This is a genomic window from Nocardia sp. PLKS1-43 (assembly GCF_059510335.1).
The window spans coordinates 51833-70634 of sequence record NZ_JCAJZQ010000010.1 but is presented as its reverse complement, the minus strand read 5'-3'; the positions used below and the strand labels follow the sequence as shown (position 1 = coordinate 70634).

General features: G+C 68.9%; 14 protein-coding genes. 8 read left to right on the top strand and 6 right to left on the bottom strand.

Going from position 1 to position 18802, the window contains the following annotated elements:
* The first annotated feature begins 159 nt into the window (after positions 1 to 159).
* The 3 genes from eccD to eccCa are packed head-to-tail and all read left to right on the top strand — an operon-like array spanning position 160 to position 7114.
* The gene (gene eccD, locus AC5WS7_RS29265; protein ID WP_495957827.1) at positions 160 to 1635 is read left to right on the top strand and encodes a type VII secretion integral membrane protein EccD; all 1476 of its coding nucleotides are present in this window, start codon (positions 160 to 162) and stop codon (positions 1633 to 1635) included.
* Between the two features lie 56 nt (positions 1636 to 1691).
* Positions 1692 to 3077, top strand: a complete 1386-nt coding sequence (gene mycP / locus AC5WS7_RS29260; RefSeq protein ID WP_495957978.1) for a type VII secretion-associated serine protease mycosin — start codon at positions 1692 to 1694, stop codon at positions 3075 to 3077.
* A gap of 5 nt (positions 3078 to 3082) precedes the next feature.
* A complete protein-coding gene (gene eccCa, locus AC5WS7_RS29255; protein ID WP_495957826.1) occupies positions 3083 to 7114 on the top strand; it encodes a type VII secretion protein EccCa in 4032 nt (1343 codons plus the stop codon).
* A gap of 12 nt (positions 7115 to 7126) precedes the next feature.
* On the opposite strand, the gene AC5WS7_RS29250 is transcribed toward eccCa, so the two are convergent.
* On the bottom strand, positions 7127 to 7600 hold the full coding sequence (locus AC5WS7_RS29250; protein ID WP_495957825.1) for a DUF4254 domain-containing protein: 474 nt from the start codon (positions 7598 to 7600) through the stop codon (positions 7127 to 7129).
* 203 nt (positions 7601 to 7803) lie between these two features.
* Here AC5WS7_RS29250 and AC5WS7_RS29245 point away from each other — a divergent pair, with 203 nt between their 5' ends.
* The 4 genes from AC5WS7_RS29245 to AC5WS7_RS29230 all read left to right on the top strand — a co-directional run bounded on the left by AC5WS7_RS29245 (position 7804) and on the right by AC5WS7_RS29230 (position 10585).
* Positions 7804 to 8643, top strand: a complete 840-nt coding sequence (locus tag AC5WS7_RS29245; RefSeq protein ID WP_495957824.1) for a GntR family transcriptional regulator — start codon at positions 7804 to 7806, stop codon at positions 8641 to 8643.
* Positions 8644 to 8789: 146 nt separating this feature from the next.
* On the top strand, positions 8790 to 9230 hold the full coding sequence (locus AC5WS7_RS29240) for a GNAT family N-acetyltransferase (protein ID WP_495957823.1): 441 nt from the start codon (positions 8790 to 8792) through the stop codon (positions 9228 to 9230).
* A 312-nt stretch (positions 9231 to 9542) separates the two neighbouring features.
* A complete protein-coding gene (locus AC5WS7_RS29235; RefSeq protein ID WP_495957822.1) occupies positions 9543 to 10103 on the top strand; it encodes a sigma-70 family RNA polymerase sigma factor in 561 nt (186 codons plus the stop codon).
* A gap of 50 nt (positions 10104 to 10153) precedes the next feature.
* The gene (locus AC5WS7_RS29230; RefSeq protein ID WP_495957821.1) at positions 10154 to 10585 is read left to right on the top strand and encodes a pyridoxamine 5'-phosphate oxidase family protein; all 432 of its coding nucleotides are present in this window, start codon (positions 10154 to 10156) and stop codon (positions 10583 to 10585) included.
* A 166-nt stretch (positions 10586 to 10751) separates the two neighbouring features.
* Here the strand turns inward: AC5WS7_RS29230 and AC5WS7_RS29225 are convergent, their stop codons facing one another.
* Complete coding sequence (locus tag AC5WS7_RS29225) at positions 10752 to 13046, bottom strand: glycoside hydrolase family 65 protein (protein ID WP_495957820.1); 2295 nt, start codon at positions 13044 to 13046, stop codon at positions 10752 to 10754.
* A gap of 179 nt (positions 13047 to 13225) precedes the next feature.
* Here AC5WS7_RS29225 and AC5WS7_RS29220 point away from each other — a divergent pair, with 179 nt between their 5' ends.
* Positions 13226 to 13366, top strand: a complete 141-nt coding sequence (locus tag AC5WS7_RS29220) for a hypothetical protein (protein ID WP_495957819.1) — start codon at positions 13226 to 13228, stop codon at positions 13364 to 13366.
* Between the two features lie 135 nt (positions 13367 to 13501).
* Here the strand turns inward: AC5WS7_RS29220 and AC5WS7_RS29215 are convergent, their stop codons facing one another.
* From AC5WS7_RS29215 to AC5WS7_RS29200, 4 genes are all read right to left on the bottom strand, one after another.
* Entirely contained in the window at positions 13502 to 14500 is a 999-nt protein-coding gene (locus tag AC5WS7_RS29215) for a helix-turn-helix domain-containing protein (protein WP_495957818.1), read from the bottom strand.
* Positions 14501 to 14549: 49 nt separating this feature from the next.
* Positions 14550 to 15551, bottom strand: a complete 1002-nt coding sequence (locus AC5WS7_RS29210; RefSeq protein ID WP_495957817.1) for an alpha/beta hydrolase — start codon at positions 15549 to 15551, stop codon at positions 14550 to 14552.
* A gap of 138 nt (positions 15552 to 15689) precedes the next feature.
* On the bottom strand, positions 15690 to 16061 hold the full coding sequence (locus tag AC5WS7_RS29205) for an ester cyclase (RefSeq protein WP_495957816.1): 372 nt from the start codon (positions 16059 to 16061) through the stop codon (positions 15690 to 15692).
* Positions 16062 to 16161: 100 nt separating this feature from the next.
* Positions 16162 to 18555: a MinD/ParA family ATP-binding protein gene (locus tag AC5WS7_RS29200; protein WP_495957815.1), complete on the bottom strand. Its 2394-nt coding sequence runs from the start codon at positions 18553 to 18555 to the stop codon at positions 16162 to 16164.
* Positions 18556 to 18802: the final 247 nt, after the last annotated feature.

Sequence of the window (18802 nt, the reverse complement as noted above, 5' to 3'; positions counted from 1 at the left end):
GCCTACCGATCGCGCGCTACTCACCTGTCCGATACATTAGGGTTCGCTGCGTAGAGGTCGCAACGCGAAGGCAATTGACGGGGTGAAAGTGGTTCGGCCAGCTGACAGATCGTCGTGTGAAACACCGTTGGTTACCGTAGGTCCGGGATCGGCGGCCTCATGACGGCACCATCGCCCGGTGGCCGGACCGCCGCGGAGCCCGAGCTCTGCCGAGTCTCGGTCATCGGAGGAAACACCCAGATCGATGTGGGCCTGCCCACGGCGATTCCGGTCGCCTCGTTCATCGGTGACCTGGTCTCGCTGATCGAATCCCGCAATCCGAGCGTCACGGACGGCGAGGACGACGCCGGGCCGCTGCAGACCCAGCACTGGACGCTGGCCCGGCTCGGCCGCGACCCGATCCCGCCGAGCCGGACCCTGGTCGAGGCCGAAGTGCACGACGGTGATCTGCTCGTGCTGCGTGCGGTGGGCGCCAAGGAGACTCCGGCGCTGTTCGACGACGTCATCGACGCGGTATCGCGCTTGACCGCGGACACCTTCCGCGGCTGGTCGGCGCAGTCGGCGCGCTGGACGGGCCTGGTCGCGGCCGTGGTGTCCACGGTCGTGGCGATGTCGCTGCTGGCCGTGGGCCGATCGCACATCAACTCCCTGGCCGCCGGTTTCATCGCGGCCGGTGTCGGGGTGGCGGCCATGGTCGCCGCCGCGATCGCGGTGCGCCGCTACAGCGATACGCTCGCGGGCACCTGGCTCTCCCTCGCGTCGCTGGTGCTGTTGTTCTCCGGTGGCGCGTTCTTCGTCCCGGGCAGTCTGGGCAGTCCGCATCTGCTGCTGGGCTTTTCGGTGGCCTTGGTGGCCGCCGCGGTGGGCTATCGCGCGACCGGCATCGGCGCGACGCTGTTCCCGATGGCGATCACCGTCGCGCTGTTCGGCGGAATCGCCTCGGCGGTAAAGATGTTCGGGGATGTGGCACTGCCCGGCATCGGCGCGGGAATGCTGGTCGGCGCGCTGATCGTGATCTCGATGGTGCCGCGGCTGTCCGCGGTGCTGGCCCGGTTGCCCGTGCCGCACGTGCCCACGGCCGGCGCCGCGATCGATCCGGCCGATCACGAACCGCGCCCGACCATCGAGGGCATCGGCGCGATCGGCGCCACGGCACTGCCGTCGGCGGTGGGCCTGGGCCGGCGTGCCAAGGCCGCCAACGCATATCAGACCGGGATCATGGCGGGCTGCACGCTGGCCGCGGTCGTCGGCACGGTCGGCGCGGCCGCTCCGCTCGGCGGCGTGCACTGGCCGGGTATCGGGCTGGCGATCGTGACCTCGATCATCCTGGCCCTGCGCGGACGCTCCTTCGCCGATCTGACCCAGGCCGGAGTGTTGATCATCGGTGGTGCGGTGATCTTCGTCGCGACGTCGGCCGGTGTGGCACTGGGGGATTCGCGCGCGGTGCTGATCTCCGCGGGACTGCTGCTGGTGTTCGCGGCGGCGGTGGTCATCTTCGGGGTCATCGGTCCGCACATCGAGATCACCCCCGTCATGCGCAGGATGAACGAACTCTTCGAATATCTGCTGATCGTGCTGGTGATCCCGCTGGTGCTGTGGATCATGGACGTGTACTCGATGGCCCGCGACATATGACCGGTGTCGGCCCGGTGGGCGGGGAAGGTTTCGGCCGGAGTCGATCCGTGCTTCGGATGCTTTGCGCGGTAGCGCTTCTCGGGGCCGCGGTATTCGCCGTCCCGGGGCCGGCGAACGCGGTGCAGCCGCCGAAGGTCGATCCCGGTGCGCTGGGCGCGGCCCAGGCGCTGAGCGGACGTCCCGCACCGCTCGAGCCGACCGAGCAGCGCGAGGTCTGCGCGACTCCGATGCTCAGCGGGACCGCGCCCTCGGACGCGCCGATCGCGCAGCGGGTGCTGAATCTGCCTGCGGCATGGCGGTTCTCCGAGGGCGCCGGGCAGAAGGTGGCGGTGATCGACACCGGGGTGAACCGGCATCCGCGACTGCCGAATCTCCAGCCGGGCGGCGATTACGTCTCCAACTCCGACGGCACCTCCGACTGTGACGGTCACGGAACCATCGTCGCGGGCATCATCGCCGGACAGCCCAGCGCGGACGACGGATTCTCCGGTGTCGCACCGCAGGCGCAGATTCTGAGCATCCGGCAGCTGAGCCTGGCGTTCTCGGCCAAGAACAACCGGTCCAGCGGGCAGGCGCCGGGCGCGATCTCCGACTCCGGCTACGGCAATGTGCTCACTTTGTCCGCGGCGGTCGTGCGGGCCACGGACATGGGCGCCACGGTGATCAACATCTCCGAGGTGGCCTGCACGGGAGCGGGGTACGACACCGCGGACGGATCACTCGGCGCGGCAGTGCAATACGCCTACAATCACAATGTGGTCGTGGTCGCCGCGGCCGGGAACATGCAGTCCGACGGGCCGTGCAAGACGCAGAACTCCGGCTCGGGCTGGGATGGAGTGCAGACGATTCCGAGTCCGGCGTGGTTCGATAAATATGTGCTCTCGGTCGGCTCGGTGGATCCCAGCGGGTCTCCTTCGGAACTGACGCTGCGGGGACCGTGGATCGGCGTCGCGGCGGTCGGCCGCGAGATCGTCTCGCTGGACAGCAAACCCGGCGGTACCGGCCTGGTCAACGCCGTGCAGGGCACCGACGGCATCCGGCCCATCGAGGGCACAAGTTTCGCCGCGCCCTACGTCGCCGGCCTTGCGGCACTGGTGCGTTCGCATTTTCCCGGGCTCACCGCCGGTCAGGTCATCGACCGGATCGAGCAGACCGCGCACCATCCGGGCGCGACCCGGGACGATTCGGTCGGTTACGGGATGATCGACCCCGTCGCCGCGCTGACCGCTGTGCTGCCGGATCGTCCGGTGTCCGCGGGCGCGGACGTGCCGCGGGCCATTCCGACGCCCTATTCGCCCCCGCCCGCGGACGCGCGCCCGCGCAAGTACGCCACGATCGGCTCGATCGCCTGTCTGGCCGTGCTGGGAATCGGAGTCGCACTGGCGATTCCGCTGCGCCGACGCCCCGGGGACGCCGCCGATACCCTCGACCACGATCGGTAGGACCCATGATTACCGAAGGTTTCGTCCGCCGTCCCCGCATCGCGCCGCCGCGCGCACCCGGCGGCGAGGTGACGCTGAGCCCGCCGCCCGAGGTCACCCGGCCGGTGCCCGGTCCGCTGATCACCAAGCTGATGCCGGTGGTGATGGTCGTCGCCGTCGTGGGCATGCTGGCGATGATGGTGATGATGGGACGCTCGCTGCTGAGCAATCCCATGATGATGATGTTCCCGATGATGATGCTCGTGTCGATGGTCGGCATGATGATGGGCCGCGGCGGCGGTGGCAGCAAGTCCGCCGGTGAACTCAACGAGGAACGCAAGGACTACTTCCGCTATTTGGACCAGATCCGCCGCGACGTCCGCAAAACCGGTCTGCGCCAGCTGGATTCGCTGCGCTGGTCGCACCCCGAACCGGTCGATCTGGAATCGCTGGTCGGCACCCGCCGGATGTGGGAGCGCCGCCCGAACGACCCGGACTTCGGACATGTGCGCGTCGGGGTGGGCAGCCACCGCCTGGCCACGAAACTGGCTCGCCCGGAGACCGGTCCGCTCGAGGACCTCGAACCCGTCTCGACCGTCGCGCTGCGCCGGTTCGTGCGTACCCACTCGGTCGTGCACCAGCTTCCCACCGCGGTCTCGCTGCGCGCCTTCCCGGCGATCAACATCGAGGGGCCCGACGAGGATTCCCGAATGCTGGTGCGCGCCATGTTGATGGAGTTCACCGCGTTCCACGGGCCCGATCACGTCGCGGTCGCGATCGTCTGTGCCGATCCCGACGGCGAGGCGTGGTCCTGGGCGAAATGGCTTCCGCACCTGCAACATCCGACCCACCGCGACGGAATGGGCTCGGCCCGGATGATGTACGGCTCACTCGGTGAGCTGGAGACCGCGCTGTCCGCGGAGCTGATGGAACGCGGCCGGTTCATGCGCAATCCGCAACCGACGCAGGGCCGAACACACCTGATCGTGATCATCGACGACGGATTCGTGAACGGCACCGAGCGCCTGGTCAGCGAATCCGGTCTGGACTCGGTGACGGTGCTGGACCTGACCGCGCCGGAGAACGGCCTGGCCGTGCGCCGCGGTCTGCAACTGGTCGTCGGCGACGGCGCGGTGAGCGCGCGCAGCGCGGCCGGGGTGGAACGCTTCGCCACCGTGGACGTGATCAGCACCGCGCAGGCCGAGACCTTCGCCCGAGCCTTGGCGCGGTACCGGATCGCCACCGCCGCGCAGATCGTCAGCCTGGGGGAGGAGACCCGCACCGACCCTGGCCTGATGGCGCTGTTGAAGATTCCCGACGCCGCGCAGATCGAACCGGCCAAGGTCTGGCGTCCGCGCACTCCGCGCGAACGGCTGCGGGTGCCGATCGGCGTCACCCCGGACGGCACCCCCGTCGAACTCGACATCAAGGAATCGGCCGAGAACGGCATGGGCCCGCACGGATTGTGCATCGGCGCAACAGGTTCGGGTAAATCGGAGTTTCTGCGCACGCTGGTGCTGTCCATGGTGACCTCGCATTCCCCGGACGCGCTGAACCTCATCCTGGTCGACTTCAAGGGTGGGGCGACGTTCCTCGGCCTGGACCCGCTGCCACACGTGGCGGCGGTCATCACCAACCTCGAGGCCGAGCTCTCCATGGTCGACAGGATGAAGGACGCGCTGGCCGGCGAGATGAACCGCCGCCAGGAGCTGTTGCGCTCCGCGGGCAACTTCGCCAACGTCACCGACTACGAGAAGGCCCGCGCCGCGGGTGCGGCGCTGGACCCGCTGCCCGCCCTGTTCGTCGTGGTCGACGAGTTCTCCGAATTGCTCTCGCAGAAGCCGGATTTCGCGGACCTGTTCGTGATGATCGGCCGGCTGGGCCGGTCGCTGCACGTCCATCTGCTGCTGGCCTCGCAGCGACTCGAGGAGAACAAGCTGCGCGGCCTGGACTCGCACCTGTCCTACCGCATCGGCCTGCGCACCTTCTCCGCCAACGAATCCCGCGCGGTACTGGGTATCACCGACGCCTACCACCTGCCGAGCGTGCCCGGTTCCGGATATCTCAAGACCGATGCCGCGGATCCGTTGCGGTTCAACGCGACCTACGTCTCCGGTCCCTACGTGGCACCGGTGGCCAGCGGCCCCGTCGTGGTCGGCGGCCGGACAATCGGCGGTTCGCCCACGATCTTCACCGCGAGTCACGTCGAGATTCCCGAGTTGCCGCCGGAGCCGGAGCCGGAATTCGATCCGCTCGAGCTGCCCGAACCGCCCACGGCCGAGGAGGGCATCCCGGATTCACTGCTGACCGTGGTGGTCAAGCGGCTGACCGGGCACGGCCGCCCCGCGCACGAGGTCTGGCTGCCGCCGCTGGAGGAATCCCCGTCGGTGGATATGCTGCTGCCCGACCCGGATTGGCGGTCGCCCGCGAACCGGCACGGTCAGCTCTGGATGCCGATCGGCATCATCGACAAGCCCTACGAACAGCGCCGCGATGTGCTGACAATCCAATTGTCCGGTGCGCGAGGACATGTCGCGGTGGTCGGCGGTCCGCAGTCGGGCAAGTCCACCGCGCTGCGCACCATCATCATGTCCGCGGCCGCCACGCACACTCCCGAACAGGTGCAGTTCTACTGCCTGGACTTCGGTGGCGGCAGTATGGCGGGTCTGGTCGGTCTGCCGCACGTCGGCTCGGTGGCCGGTCGCCTCGACGTGGACCGGGTCCGGCGCACGATCGCGGAGCTGACCTCGCTGATGCGTCAGCGTGAGGAGCGGTTCAGCGAACTGGGCATCGAGTCCATGGCCGAGTTCCGGCGGCGCAAGTTCTCCCGGATCCGTACCGATGGCACGATGCCGCCGGACGATCCGCTGGCGGCGGACCGCTTCGGTGACGTATTCCTGGTGATCGACGGGTGGGCGACCATCCGCGAGGAGTTCGAGGCGCTCGAGCCGCAGATCAATGCCATTGCCGGACAAGGCCTCTCGCTCGGCATCCACCTGATGATCGGCGCCTCCCGCTGGGCCGAGATCCGCGCGGTGGTCAAGGATCAGGTCGGCACGCGCCTGGAATTGCGGCTGGGCGATCCGACCGATTCGGAGATGAATCGGCGTTCGGCGGCGCTGGTTCCGGTCGGCCGTCCCGGCCGGGGTCTGACGCCCGAGGAACTGCACATGTTGATCGCGTTGCCGCGCTTGGATTCTCAGACCGAGCCCGGCAACCTGTCCGAGGGCGTGGCGGCCTCGCGCGAGGGCCTGGCGCAGCTGTGGGGCCACCGCAAGGCGCCCGAGGTGCGCATGCTGCCCATGCAGTTCTCCCGCGAGGAACTGCTGGCCGTGGCGGCCGAGCGCGGTATCGAGCAGAGCCCGACCCGGATCGTGGTCGGCCTCGGCGAGAACGAACTGGAGCCGCTGGTACTGGATTTCGGCTCCGAACCGCATCTGATGGCCTTCGCCGACGTGGAGTGCGGCAAGACCACGCTGCTGCGCAATATCGCGATGGGCATCATCGAGAGCGCGACGCCCGAACAGGCCCGGATCATCATGATCGACTACCGCCGCACCATGCTCGGCGTGGTCGAGGGCGACCAGCTGGCCGGATATTCGACCTCCTCGCAGACCTGTGGGTCGATGGTCAGCGATATCGTCAAATTCCTGTCCGAGCGCATCCCGGGCTCGGATATCACCCCGAAGCAGTTGCGCGAACGCAGTTGGTGGAGCGGTCCGGAGATCTACATCCTGGTCGACGACTACGACATGGTGGTGCAGGGCGCGGGCAACCCGCTCACCCCGCTCCTGGAGTATCTGCCGCAGGCCCGCGACATCGGCATGCACCTGATCGTGACCCGCCGCACCGGTGGCGTGTCCCGTGCGCTGTTCGATCCGATCCTCGGCGGTATGAAGAACATGTCCGTCGACGCGCTGATCATGAGCGGCCCCCGCGACGAGGGCAAGATCATCGGCGACGTGCGCCCGTCCAAACTCCCGCCGGGGCGCGGAATCCTGGTGTCCCGCACCCACGGTCAGGAAATGGTCCAGATCGCCAACTTGCCGCCGTTGTAAGGGTTCGACCGTTCACCAGGCGGGCAGGCGGCGGCGTCCGGCCAGGACGTCGGCGACGAGATCGTCGTAGGCGTCGGCCAGTTCGGCCAGGTGGTGCCAGGCGACGTGCAGGATCTCGTCGTTCGCGTCCAGCGTCATCAGGGCGTGGTGGGCACGGACCGATGCCTCGGCGATGCGGTCGATGACCGCGCCGATGGTTTCGGTGTGCAGGGTCGCGCCGAGGCGGTGCTGGGGGATCGACCGGGAGATCCAGTCGTCGATCGCCATCACCAATTCGTTTCGGCGACGGTCGATCTCGATGAGGGTGGGCGGATCGTGAGCCGGCTCGGACCCGCCGCGCCCGATCAGTCTGCGCTCGTGCAGCACCGCGAGATCGCGGGTGAACCACACCATCGGCCCACCGACCACGCGATACCCGCGACATGCGCGTAGGAGCAGATCGGAACTCGGCAGAATGCCGCTCACGAATTTTTCGACCGTGGTCACACTCCGAGGTGTGTCGGGCACTGCCACGACCACCGTCTGAGATGTCTCCGAACCTGCCACGTTGCCTCGCCGTCATCGCCGTACAACACCCGTTCAGGACGTTCATTACAATAAACCTCTGAAGCCCGGTGTCAAGGGTCCCGCGCCGAGCGAACAGCGGGGGTAAACTTTCTTACCTTGAAGTAACAACCCGTAGGAGCGAGATGGCGGACGGTCCGAGGTATCAGCGGATCGCGGATCTCCTCCGAGAGGAGATCCGCAGCGGCACATGGAAGCCGGGCGATCGGCTGCCGAGCCACAACGAACTGGCCGATCAGATGCAGGTGTCGATCACCACCGCGCGTAACGCGATTCAGGTCCTGGTCGCCGAAAACCTGCTCTACACGGCCACTTCGCGCGGCACCATCGTACGCAGTCAAGAGGTGCTGGAATCGGTGGTGACCATTCCGCTGCGGCCCGATCGCCCGAAGTCCTCGCAGGACATCTTCTCCGAGATCGCGCGTGCGGCCGGTCGGGAACCGGCCAAACATTTCACCGCCCGGATGGAACCGGCCGGTCCGGATGTGGCACTGTGGCTGGGTGTACCGGAGGATTCCTGGGTTGTCGCGCGCACGGTCGTGCAGTACCTGGACAACGAGCCGTGGTCCTGGGAGGTCAGCTTCTATCCCCGAGACTTGGCCGAGGCCACCGGTGTCGACTCGCCGCGCGACATCCCCGAGGGCACCACGCGCCGCCTGGCCGAGCGCGGTCATGCCGAATCCGCGCATCGGGACACCGTCGTCGCCCGGCCCGCGACCGCCGAGGAGGCTGCTGTGCTGGGGGTAGGGACGGGCACTCTGCTGCTGGATCATCTGCGCATCGGCGCGAACGCTTCCCGGATCACTCGCGTGACCCGGACCCGTTCCATCGCCGCGCGCAATCGTCTGGCCTACGAACTCGGCGACGACGCCGGCACCGAGCTCATCCGCAAGACCCTGGGCGCGCAGTATCCCCGGGGCAATTCCCATTCCTTCGGTAACTCGCTGGTCCCCGGAACGCCATGACAGTTCGCATACGCCAGGCCACGCTGGCCGACCTCGGCACTATTTGCCGACTACGGCTCCAACGAACGGCCTGGCTTGCGGCGCGCGGGTCGGATCAGTGGACGAGGCAGGGCCGGGGCCTGCCCATCGAGATATTTGCTCACGTCGTGGGCCGTGCGGTGCACGCCGGGGAAACCTGGATCGCCGAGGAGTCCGGCGAACCGGCAGGCACCATCACGGTGAACGACCGTGCGGACGAAGGACTCTGGACCCCGCAGGAAACCGCCGAATCGGTCATCGTGCACTACATGATCGTCGACCTGCGCTTCGCCGGCAACGGTGTGGGGTCGCATCTGCTCGCCCACGCCGCCGCGCTCGCCCGCGCCCGCGGCCGCACCTGGGTCCGCCTGGACGCCTGGACCACCAACACCGATCTGCACGACTACTACCGCCGCGCCGGATTCCGCCTGGCCCGGGTGGCGGGCCCGGAGGCCCGGGGCCCGTCCACGGCCCTGTTCGAACGCCGCGCCCACTCCTGGCTTCCCGCAGTGATTCCCAGCATTCCCCGCGATCCCGAAAGCGCCATCCGTTCGGCGACCTCGCGCTGAATTCCGCGGTCGGAATTCGGCCGGCGACAGGCCGCCGTCACACCGCTGGGTGCCGTGTTGCCAAGCCCCCTTGCTTCGCCGCGGCCGACGGGTGGTGACCAGCCGAGATGGATTCGAATCTCGGGTACCGCGATTCCGGCCGCGTGTGCCCGCACCGATTGCGGGTATTGCGTCGCCGTACTGGCCGGACGAGTTGCGAGTGAAGTGATGGACCGAGTATCCGAATTTCCGTGCCCGTGTCGACCCGAGTGCGCACCCGCGTACATTCGGACAACTTCGGCGGTGCGTTCGGCACCAGAGGCTGGTTGCTGAGTGTCGGCGGCGGGCGTGGTCGGCGGCCGGTGTTGTCGATCGGAGCGATCGGAGCGATCGGAGCGACTGGGTGAGATCGATTCGCACTATCGGCAGTCGTTGCGGCGCTTCGCCGCTCGGCTTCTCGGCGACACCGGTCGTGCCGACGAGATCGCGCAGGAGGCTCTGGTCAAGCTGTGGCAGCAACCGCGACTGTGCGAACAACCGGTGCCGTCGCTGCGCGGATGGTTGTTCAAGGTCACCCGCAATCTGGCCTATGACGATCTGCGGTCCGCTCGACGGCGTCATGAACTCCTCGGCGATGTCCACGCGTTGCTCGACCGTCCGGTCCCGGACCCGTGCGCGAGCGTGGCCGACGTGCTGGCCGTGCGCCGAGCCCTGGCCGCATTGAGCCGTGAACATCGGGAGGTCATCGTGCACGCCTACTACCGCCGCGGCAGCACGGCCGATATCGCCGCCCAGCTCGCCATCCCGCCGGGAACGGTCAAGTCCCGCTTGCACTATGCCCTGCACGCGCTCCGGGACGCCTGCGCCGAACAGGGCATCACCGCGGGGAGCTGATCGGGACCGGTGACCGGAATAACATCGGCGCGAGCGTCGTTCGACAGCACATGCCGAAACCTTTCTCGGAAGCAGAGCGTCAAGAGTTCCTGGCGGGCAAGCACATCGGAGTTCTGTCGGTCGCGGCGACCGACGGGCGTCCGCCCGCCACCGCGCCGATCTGGTACGACTACACTCCCGGCGGCAATATCCGGATCAACACCGGCGCCAAACGCCGCAAGGCGCGGCTGGTGCGGGAGGCCGGGGTGGTAACCCTCACGGTGCAGCGCGAGGAACTGCCGTACCAGTACGTCATCGTGGAGGGGACGGTCATCGACGCCGCCACCCCCGCACCCCGGGACGCGCGAGTGGAGATCGCCACCCGCTATCTCGGCCCCGAGGGCGGCCGTGCCTTCGCCGACCGAATGGACGGCGCCGACTCCGTGCTGTTCACGATTCGCCCCGACCGCTGGATCTCCCAGGACTATTCGGGCGATCTGTGACCATCCCGGCGCTGCCGCGTGACTCCGGCCGCTGAAGTGCGCAGGCCGGCTCGTATCGCGTCGTGACTTCCCGAACTCTCCAGTACGGCAACCGAATACGAGCAGTCTGCCGAATACCTGCGCCGCGGCGCTGCTCGCGGTGCGTCGGGTTTCCCGGCAACCGCCGTCAGCAGGCCGATCGAGTGGGTATGCGCAGAGGGTGTGCGGCGGTGACGGCTCTCGGGCCCGCGGGAGTGTCGAAGGTTATCGGGCCGCCGGAAGTGAGGGTCAGTGTCGTGGTGTGCGGGGCGATCCGGACGGTCACCGCGCTGGTGCCCACCGAGAGTCCGCGCACCGTGAGGCCGCTGGGAAAACCGTTGGGCAGCATGGGATCCAGCCGTGGTCGCGGATCGGCCCAGCGCAGCCCGGTCGGGGCGTAGAGCAGCCCCTGCAGGAAGCCTGCCGCGCCGGTGACGAAGACCCACGCCGCCTGGCCGAGCGCGTTGGCGCCGGAACGGTCGCCGCGCGCCTCGGACTGGAAGTCGTAGGGGCCGCGCGTATACGGCTGCACCGACTGGTCGAGGAAGTGCTGGGTGCGGCAGGGGTCGTATTCGGCGCTGAGAATCGCGCCGATGGCATTGCTCATGTTCGGGCCGCCGGGGTCGGTGCGGTCGAAGTAGTAGTGCAGCGTGTCGACCGGCGAGTATCCGGGTGCGGTGTAGGAGAACGGGTAACTGAGCAGGACGGTGTCGGCCTGCTTGATCGGTGCCCCCGCGTACCCGAGGTATTCGGCGGGTACGCCGGGGGCGATGTCGGGCGGCATGGCCATGTTGGCCGCGACGTCGGCCCAGCGCGGGTCGACCGGCAGCCCGGCCGACTCGGCGGCCCGGGCGGCGATGCGCATCGTGTTCATCACTCCGCCGTTGGTGAGAGCGTTGTCGACGGACGCCGCGACGTACTCGTCGGACCCGGCCGCGGGCGCGTAATGATATTTGCCGTCGGGCATTCTCGGGCCCACCCGGGCGGTGAGGTAGTCGGCGATGGCGGTGATCACGGGGGCGCCGCTGTCGTGCAGCCATCGCCGATCGCCGGTAGCGGTGTAGTACTGCCACTGAGCCAGGGCGATCTCGTTGCTCAGGTGTTCCTCGCCGAGCCCGCACACCGCCGGTGAGGCGCACTGCTGGGCAGGACCGTCATTCCACGGGTACAACGCGCCCGGAAGTCCGTAACCGCGAGCGTTGGCGCGTGCGGAGGGCAGCGACCGGCCGCGGAAGTCGACTATCGTGCGCGCCAGATCCGGATACAGCGCCAGCAGCGTCGGGAAGATCCAGGTATCCGCATCCCAGAACGTCATCCCGCCGTAGTCGTCGGAGGACAGACCCGCCGGCTGCACGGCCCACCGGTCGCCCGCACGGACGCTGGCCAGCACCGAATACAGGGCCGCATGGATCCACCGGGTGTAGTCCGCGCGGCCGGCGATTTCGATCCCCCTGCGCCACAACCGTTCCCATGCGGCCGTATGCGCGCCGTACTCGGCACGGTAGCCTGCCGCGCGGCCGGCCTCGGCCGCTGCGGTGGCGGCGCTGAGCGGATCGGGACCGTAGTCGGTCGAGGAGAATCCCACGTACTTGGTGAAGGTGTAACTCCCGCCCGCGGCCACCGGCGTGGTGTAGCGGATGCCGCTGGTGGCCGGCAGTGCCGCGGCAGCGGTGTGCCGCGGGGTGTCGACGGCCGAGACCACGAAGGCGGTATCGGTGGTTCCGTCCGCGCGCACCCCGGCGGCACTGCGCTGATGAGCAGGATCGGCGGACGCGGCCAGCGGGGTCACTCGTCGCGCGGCAGCGGTGTCGATCAGGTCGGTGACATCGAGATCTCCTGAGAAGTCCGGGACCAGAGTCAACCGCTGCACCGCCAGGTCGGGTTGTGAGCGGGAGACGAAGGTGTCGTAACGCAGCCGCACCCGATGCCCGCGATCCGGCGTCCAGGTGACCCGGGTCGTCGCCGTCGCGCTCCGGTAGTCCAGTGTCTGCCGGTAATCGTGCACCGTCGCCGGATCCACATCGGCGCCGTATCGATGACCGAGGACCCCGACGGTGAGCCCGGACCACGCCGGTAGGGCCGCGATCACCTGGGTGTACTGCGGCGAGGGAGCCGCCCGGGCGTAGAAACCCGCCAGATAAGTGCCGGTGTACCGAGGCTGCTGCAGCGGGAACGAGGTGCGCGCGGTGTCGCCGTAATCCTGGTACCCACCGCCGCTGGGCGGCAGCATCGTGCCGATCCGGCCGTTGCCCAGGTACGGGGCGGCGCGGAAATCGTTCGGCGCGAACATGTTCGACGTGGCGGACCACTCCGCGTCCGCCCCGTCGCGCGCCCGTGCGACACCGGGCGTCAGCGTCACCGGCACCACCACACCGGCCACCACGACCAGCACCATCCACAGGAACCCGCCCCGCGCCCGCACGACGCTCCCGATCCGGATCACGCGGCCCATCCTCGGAACCCGGCCGATGGTCGGTCAACCCGACACGCGCAAACGCACGCGGCAATTACTCAGCGGCTTTCCCGGTGCACGGATTCGTCGCGCACCGGCCGCCGGAACACAGCCGCTCGAGGACGCCGACGTACTCGGGGGGAGTGGTTCCCATACCGAACAGGAGGCGGATGTACAGCGATGCGAGCAGGTGGTCGAGCCGCGCGCTGCTCGGCGCCGACCACTTCGGCAAACGCCGCTCCGCAATCGTCGTTCAGCCCGGCGGCTGGTTCCGGGCCTGGGACCGGCCGGCCCAACTCATCGGTGGCTGAGCGCGACAACACATCCCTGCGCCGTATGCGTCGGATACCGCTCGGCGCAATCGGATTCGGCGGCCGCTGCCGAAGCCCGTCGGCAACCCGTCGTCTATACGCAGATCTCCCGGAATCCGGTGTGCCGCCCTCGGCTCACGCTCGTGGTGCGGCGCGGATCCGGCGCAGCACCAAGGCGAGTTGGGTGCGCTGTTTTCCGCGCTGGCTCAACACGTTCCAGCCGAGGACCCGGTCGGCTCGGGCGGCGCGCTCCTGCACCGTCGAGTGGTGCAGATGCAGCAGGCCCGCGGCGTCGCGCACACTGTTGGTGGTACTGATCGCGTGGAGGGTCTCCAGCATCCACGGGGTCGTGGCCGCCGCGTCGTCCAGGGCCACGACATCCGCGGGTGGCGGCTCGTCCGGGCGGACGCCGGCGGCCAGGACCAGCAGGGTGTCGCTCTCCTCGGCGATGATCACCCGATCGCCCGGATCCTGTTGTGTGCCTTCGGCGGTCAGCATGCGCGCCAGCCGGGCCCGGGCCCAGGAGGTCGCGGCTGCTCGGGCGGGAACGATCGGGCCGATGCCCGCGCGGCCCGTGCCGATCGCCTCGCGGGCATCGTCGAGCGAGCGGGCGAGCAGCGGACCGTCGTCCATCGCCACGACGCACAGCGGGGTCGTGGCGGTCAGTTCGAGTCCGCGCAGGGCGGTGTCCCGGGCCGCGTCGTCCGAATCGTCGGCCAGCAGCGCCCGGACCCATTCGGCTCTGCGCTGTTCGGGGGTGTCCAGGGTGCGGCCGAGCATGGCCGCCGCCGCCAGCAACGCGCGTTCCAGCACGAGCGCGTCGAGACTCCCGTCGACGGGTTCGTCACGCTCCAGCCACATTTCGAGCGATCCGTCGCCCGCCACGGCCCGCGGCCACACGTCCGCGAGCGTGGAATCCGGTGTCGTGTATGTGCCTTCGGGAAGAACCCGCAGACGATCGCCGCGCGATCGATCGACGAAACCGGCCGGGCAGCCGGAAAGTATCGCGGCGCCGCGCAATACCGAACGATAACCGGCGCGGTGCTCGACGAGCCGGTCGAAGTAGGCGACCACATGCAGGGCGTTCGCCGCCTCGGGAGCCAGGGCCGAGAGACGGATCGTCAGCTCTCGCATCGTTCTTCCTCTGCTCGGTACCGGCCTCGTGCCCGGCGTTGCGAGGCAGTCAGGAGTTCATGATCCTCCGCAGCCACCGAATCCGGGCGTCCTTGGTATCTTGCGACACCGTCGCCTGCGGGGCCAGGCCGTCGTAGCCGTGGAAGCCTCCGGCGAAAACGTGCAGCTCCGCCTGGCCTCCGGCGCGCCAGATATTGCTCGCGTAGCTGACCGCCTCGTCCCGGAACGTTTCCGCGGAGCCCACATCGATCAAAGCCGGTGGCAGACCGGATAAGTCGGTCGCGCGGGCGGGAGCGGCGTACGGCGAGACGTCCGGGCCGCCGCGCGCCGCGCCGAGCAGTGCCGACCAGCCGATTTCGTTCGTGTGACGATGCCAGACGCCGCGCCCTTCACCCTGTATCGCCGAAGCGGTGTCGTTGCGGTCGTCGAGCATCGGGCACATCAGGACCTGAGCCGCGATCGCCGGCCCCTTCCGGTCCCGGGCCAGCAGGGTGGTCGCCGCGGCCAGCCCGCCGCCCGCGCTTTCACCCGCGATGACGATTCGCGCCGGATCGATGCCGAGTTCTCCGGCGTGATCGGCCACCCAGGCCAGCCCGGCGTAGCAGTCCTCCACCGGTCCCGGGTGCGGCGTTTCGGGAGCGAGCCGGTACTCGACCGAGATCAGAGTCGCGTCGAATTCCGTTGCCCAGTCCAGCATGTCGTCGCTGATCATCCGGTTGCTGCCGATGATCATGCCGCCGCCGTGGATGTGATAGATCGCCGCGCTCGGCGCCTGGATTCCCGCGGGGCGGCAGACGATCAGCGAAATCCGGTCTCCGGGCGCGCCGGGAACGAGAATCTCTTCGACGTGGAAGGCGCCGTCACGGCTGAGCTCCTCGTTCGAGCGGTACACCATGAGCTCGTCGGCCATGGCGCGGATTCCCGGTATGACATCCACCGAGGTGAACTTCGGCATATGCGGCAGAATCACTTCCAGCGCCGCGGCGAGTTCCGGGTCGAATGGGACCGGTGGCCCGATCGGTGCTGTGGTCGCGACGTCGCTGTCGGTCATGGTTCCTCCTGCTCACAACTGCTCGACCCAGTGTGGCCGGAGGTCGGCACGAGCGGTACAGCCAAGCGACGGAAAATACCCGCCATATGGCGGGCGATCACCGCGTCCGTGCCAGGCCGGCTCGCGGACACCCCTGTCCTACAGCGTTTTCGAGCTGTACGGCAATCCCTGTCCGACGGCCCAGTTCTCGGCGATCCGGCCGTCGGCGATGCGGAAGATCTCGATCAGCATCGGCCGGGGCCCGTCCTCCGGGATCGGAATTCCTTCGACCGAGGATCGAACGGCGACCTTCTCGCCATCGACGAGGATGTCCTCGAGGACGATCCGGATGTCGGGAAATTGGGCCACCAGGCTGCGCCAGGCGTTCTTTCCGGCTTCGAATCCGGTGGCGCCGAGGGGGTGACTGTAGAAATCCGGGGCCATCAGCTCGTCGGCGCTGTCGAATCGGCGGGTGTTGAAGCACTCCAGCATTCGCCGTACCAGCGTGCCAGGGGCGTCTGTGTGGGCCATGGCTGTCTCCAGATGTTCGCGATCGGACCGTCGCGGGGCCCCGGGAACACGCGCCCGCTTCCGAGTCGAAGCAGGCACGCGAACGGTTGGGGTCGAACGGTCAGTAGCTGAAGCGGTGGTGGTCGGTGGCGAAATCGTCGGCGACGGTGGCGGCCAGTTCGACCAGTGCGCGCTTGGTGGTTTTGTGCAGGCGGGCCAATTCGATTTCGGCGCCCTCGGACAGGTGGGCGTCGTACGGGATGACGTGGACGGCGCGGCAGCGGGACAGGAAGTACTCGCGCAGCTGCTGGATGCCGACATTGGGGGAGCCGGGGCGGGGCAGGTTGATCACCACGACGGCGTTGCGCACCAGGTGGTCGTGGCCGTGCAGGGACAACCAGTCCAGCGTCGCCGCGGCGCTGCGGGCGCCGTCGATCGCCGAGGACGAGATCAGCACCAGCGAGTGGGCCAGCTCGAGCACACCGGCCATCGCGGAATGCATCAAACCGGTGCCGCAGTCGGTGAGGATGATGTTGTAGAACCGCTGCAGGATGCGTGCGACCTGGCGGTACTCGTCCTCGCTGAAGGACTCCGAGGCAGCCGGATCTCGTTCGCTGGCAAGCACTTCCAGGCGGCTGGTGCCCTGGGAGGTGTGCCGCCGGACGTCGGAGTAGGAGTTGATCGACGGATCCAGCAGCAGATCGCGCACCGTGGAACGGGTCTGCAACTGCACCCGCTGGGACAACGTGCCGAAGTCCGGGTTGGCGTCCACCGCGATGACCCGGTCGCCGCGGATGGAGGAGAAGATCGAGCCGATGCCCATCGTCGTGGTGGTCTTGCCGACGCCGCCCTTGAGCGAGAGCACCGCGATGCGGTAGTCACCCCGGACCGGCTGCCGGATACGGGCGACCAGCTCCTGCAACCGCCGCTCCTCGGCCGACATGCCGGGATTGATCGCGCCGCCGGAGATGTGGTGCACCGTGCGCCGCCATCCGGTGCCGGGAGCCTTCTTGGCCCTGCGCACCGGGACGTCGTCCAGTGAGGGTTGCTGTCCGGGCGGGAACTGCTGCGGATATTGCGGCGGCTGCTGCTGGTGTTGGCCCTGTTGGTACTGGCCCTGCTGGTACTGCTGCGGATAACCCGGTCCACCGTGCGGCGGAGCCGGGGACTGCCACTGGCTGCCCTGAACCGGCGGTTGCGGCGGGGCCCCGAAACGCGGATCGCCCTGGACCGGTCCCGGCGCCTGCGGCGGGTACTGCCCGTTCGGCGGCGCGACCGGCGGCTGCGGTGCGGCGACATCGGGCACGTCCGGCGGGGGGACCTGCCGAAAGTCGCCGGACGGCGGACGATCACCGGAAAATCCTTGGGCGGCAGGCGGATACGGGGTCCGGGAGTACTGCTCATCCGGGCGTCCGGCGACCACGGTCCGGTCGGCCTCCGGACCCGGGTGGGTGGGCCCGGGCGCGTCGAATGCCTGGTGCCGGCCGCTGTCGGGGCCGACGCCGCGCTCGGGAGCGAAAGGCGGCCGCGCGGGCTCCTCGGGGGCGGGCGTATTCGGTTGCGGGGTGGGAGTTTCGGGTAGCCGCCGCGGCGCCTCGGCATCGGACGGACCGGAAACCTCTTGCGGCGCGGGCGAGTCCAGGCCGCTCGCCCATGCGGGGGCGCCCCTGCTGTCGTCGGGCGCCGGGGAATCCTCTTTCGTCCCAGGCGGTTCGGGCAGCGGCGGTCGTTGCGGCGTCTGCTGCGGGGGAGGCGGCAGATCCGGCCTGCCATCGACCCGCACGGTCATCTCACTCGCGTCGCCGGACTCCGGCGGCGCGGGCGGCGAATAGGCTTGCGGCGCATCGGGCAGCGGCGGGCGGTTGGCGGGCGGCAGATCCGGCTGGGCCGGGGGCAGCTGCGGGATCGCGTCGGACGGCCGCGGCGGAAGCTGCTGCGGCGGCAGCGGAGCGATCGGAGCGTGCGGCTGATTCTGTTGCGGCTGAACGAATTCGCTCTGCGGCATCGGCCCTGGGCCGCGCTGATCCGGGCCCGGGAAGCCCTGGCCCAGCTGCTGCGGGCCGGTATTCGGCTGCGGGCCGGGGCCGAAACCGTTCTCGGGCCGCGGGTATCCGCCCAGCTGCGGATTCTCGGGCTGGAAATCGCCATCGGGCCGCTGGGTGTTCGGCGCGAACCGACGCGGATCGACCGGTGCCGCGGTCTCGTTCGGCGGCTGGGACTGCGCGACGGCGCTGTGCTGCGGCTCGCCCCACGCCTGCGACTCGGACTGTGGCTCACCCCACGGCCGCTGCTCGGGCGCATCCTCGGATTTGGATTTATTCTTCTTCTTACGGCCTTTGAGTGCGGGGTCGGGACGCTCGTTGTCGGTCTTGCGGCCGAACCGGGGGCGCTTGGATGCCTTCTCCGAGATCAGATCTCGCTGCGGCAGGTTCTGCACCGGCGCCTCGTAGCCGGACCGGGTGTCCTCGCTCTCCGACAGCCACGGCGGCAGCATGGGAAGTTCGTTGTTGCTCACAGCGCCACCCCGTCGGTGTTCGCCGTGGCCGCGTGCGCTGCGTCGCCGACGTAGTCGCTGCGCTCGCTCACTGGTATCCCCCTGGGATCTACTCGGCCGATTACCTGAACTGTCCGCAGTTTACGCGAGCACAACCGATGGCGAGTGATCCGCTGCTCCATCATGTGGGGCGGGTGCGCGAGGTGTGCGCGGTGTAGTCTCGGCCGGGCTCGGCGGGCGCTGTCGTCGGGCGTTGCGCGAGTTCGGG

Coding starts and splice junctions, on each gene's coding strand:
- eccD (WP_495957827.1), top strand. CDS start 160: ATGACGGCACCATCGCCCGGTGGCCGGACCGCCGCGGAGCCCGAGCTC.
- mycP (WP_495957978.1), top strand. CDS start 1,692: ATGCTTTGCGCGGTAGCGCTTCTCGGGGCCGCGGTATTCGCCGTCCCG.
- eccCa (WP_495957826.1), top strand. CDS start 3,083: ATGATTACCGAAGGTTTCGTCCGCCGTCCCCGCATCGCGCCGCCGCGC.
- AC5WS7_RS29245 (WP_495957824.1), top strand. CDS start 7,804: ATGGCGGACGGTCCGAGGTATCAGCGGATCGCGGATCTCCTCCGAGAG.
- AC5WS7_RS29230 (WP_495957821.1), top strand. CDS start 10,154: ATGCCGAAACCTTTCTCGGAAGCAGAGCGTCAAGAGTTCCTGGCGGGC.
- AC5WS7_RS29220 (WP_495957819.1), top strand. CDS start 13,226: ATGTACAGCGATGCGAGCAGGTGGTCGAGCCGCGCGCTGCTCGGCGCC.
- AC5WS7_RS29215 (WP_495957818.1), bottom strand. CDS start 14,500: ATGCGAGAGCTGACGATCCGTCTCTCGGCCCTGGCTCCCGAGGCGGCG.
- AC5WS7_RS29210 (WP_495957817.1), bottom strand. CDS start 15,551: ATGACCGACAGCGACGTCGCGACCACAGCACCGATCGGGCCACCGGTC.
- AC5WS7_RS29205 (WP_495957816.1), bottom strand. CDS start 16,061: ATGGCCCACACAGACGCCCCTGGCACGCTGGTACGGCGAATGCTGGAG.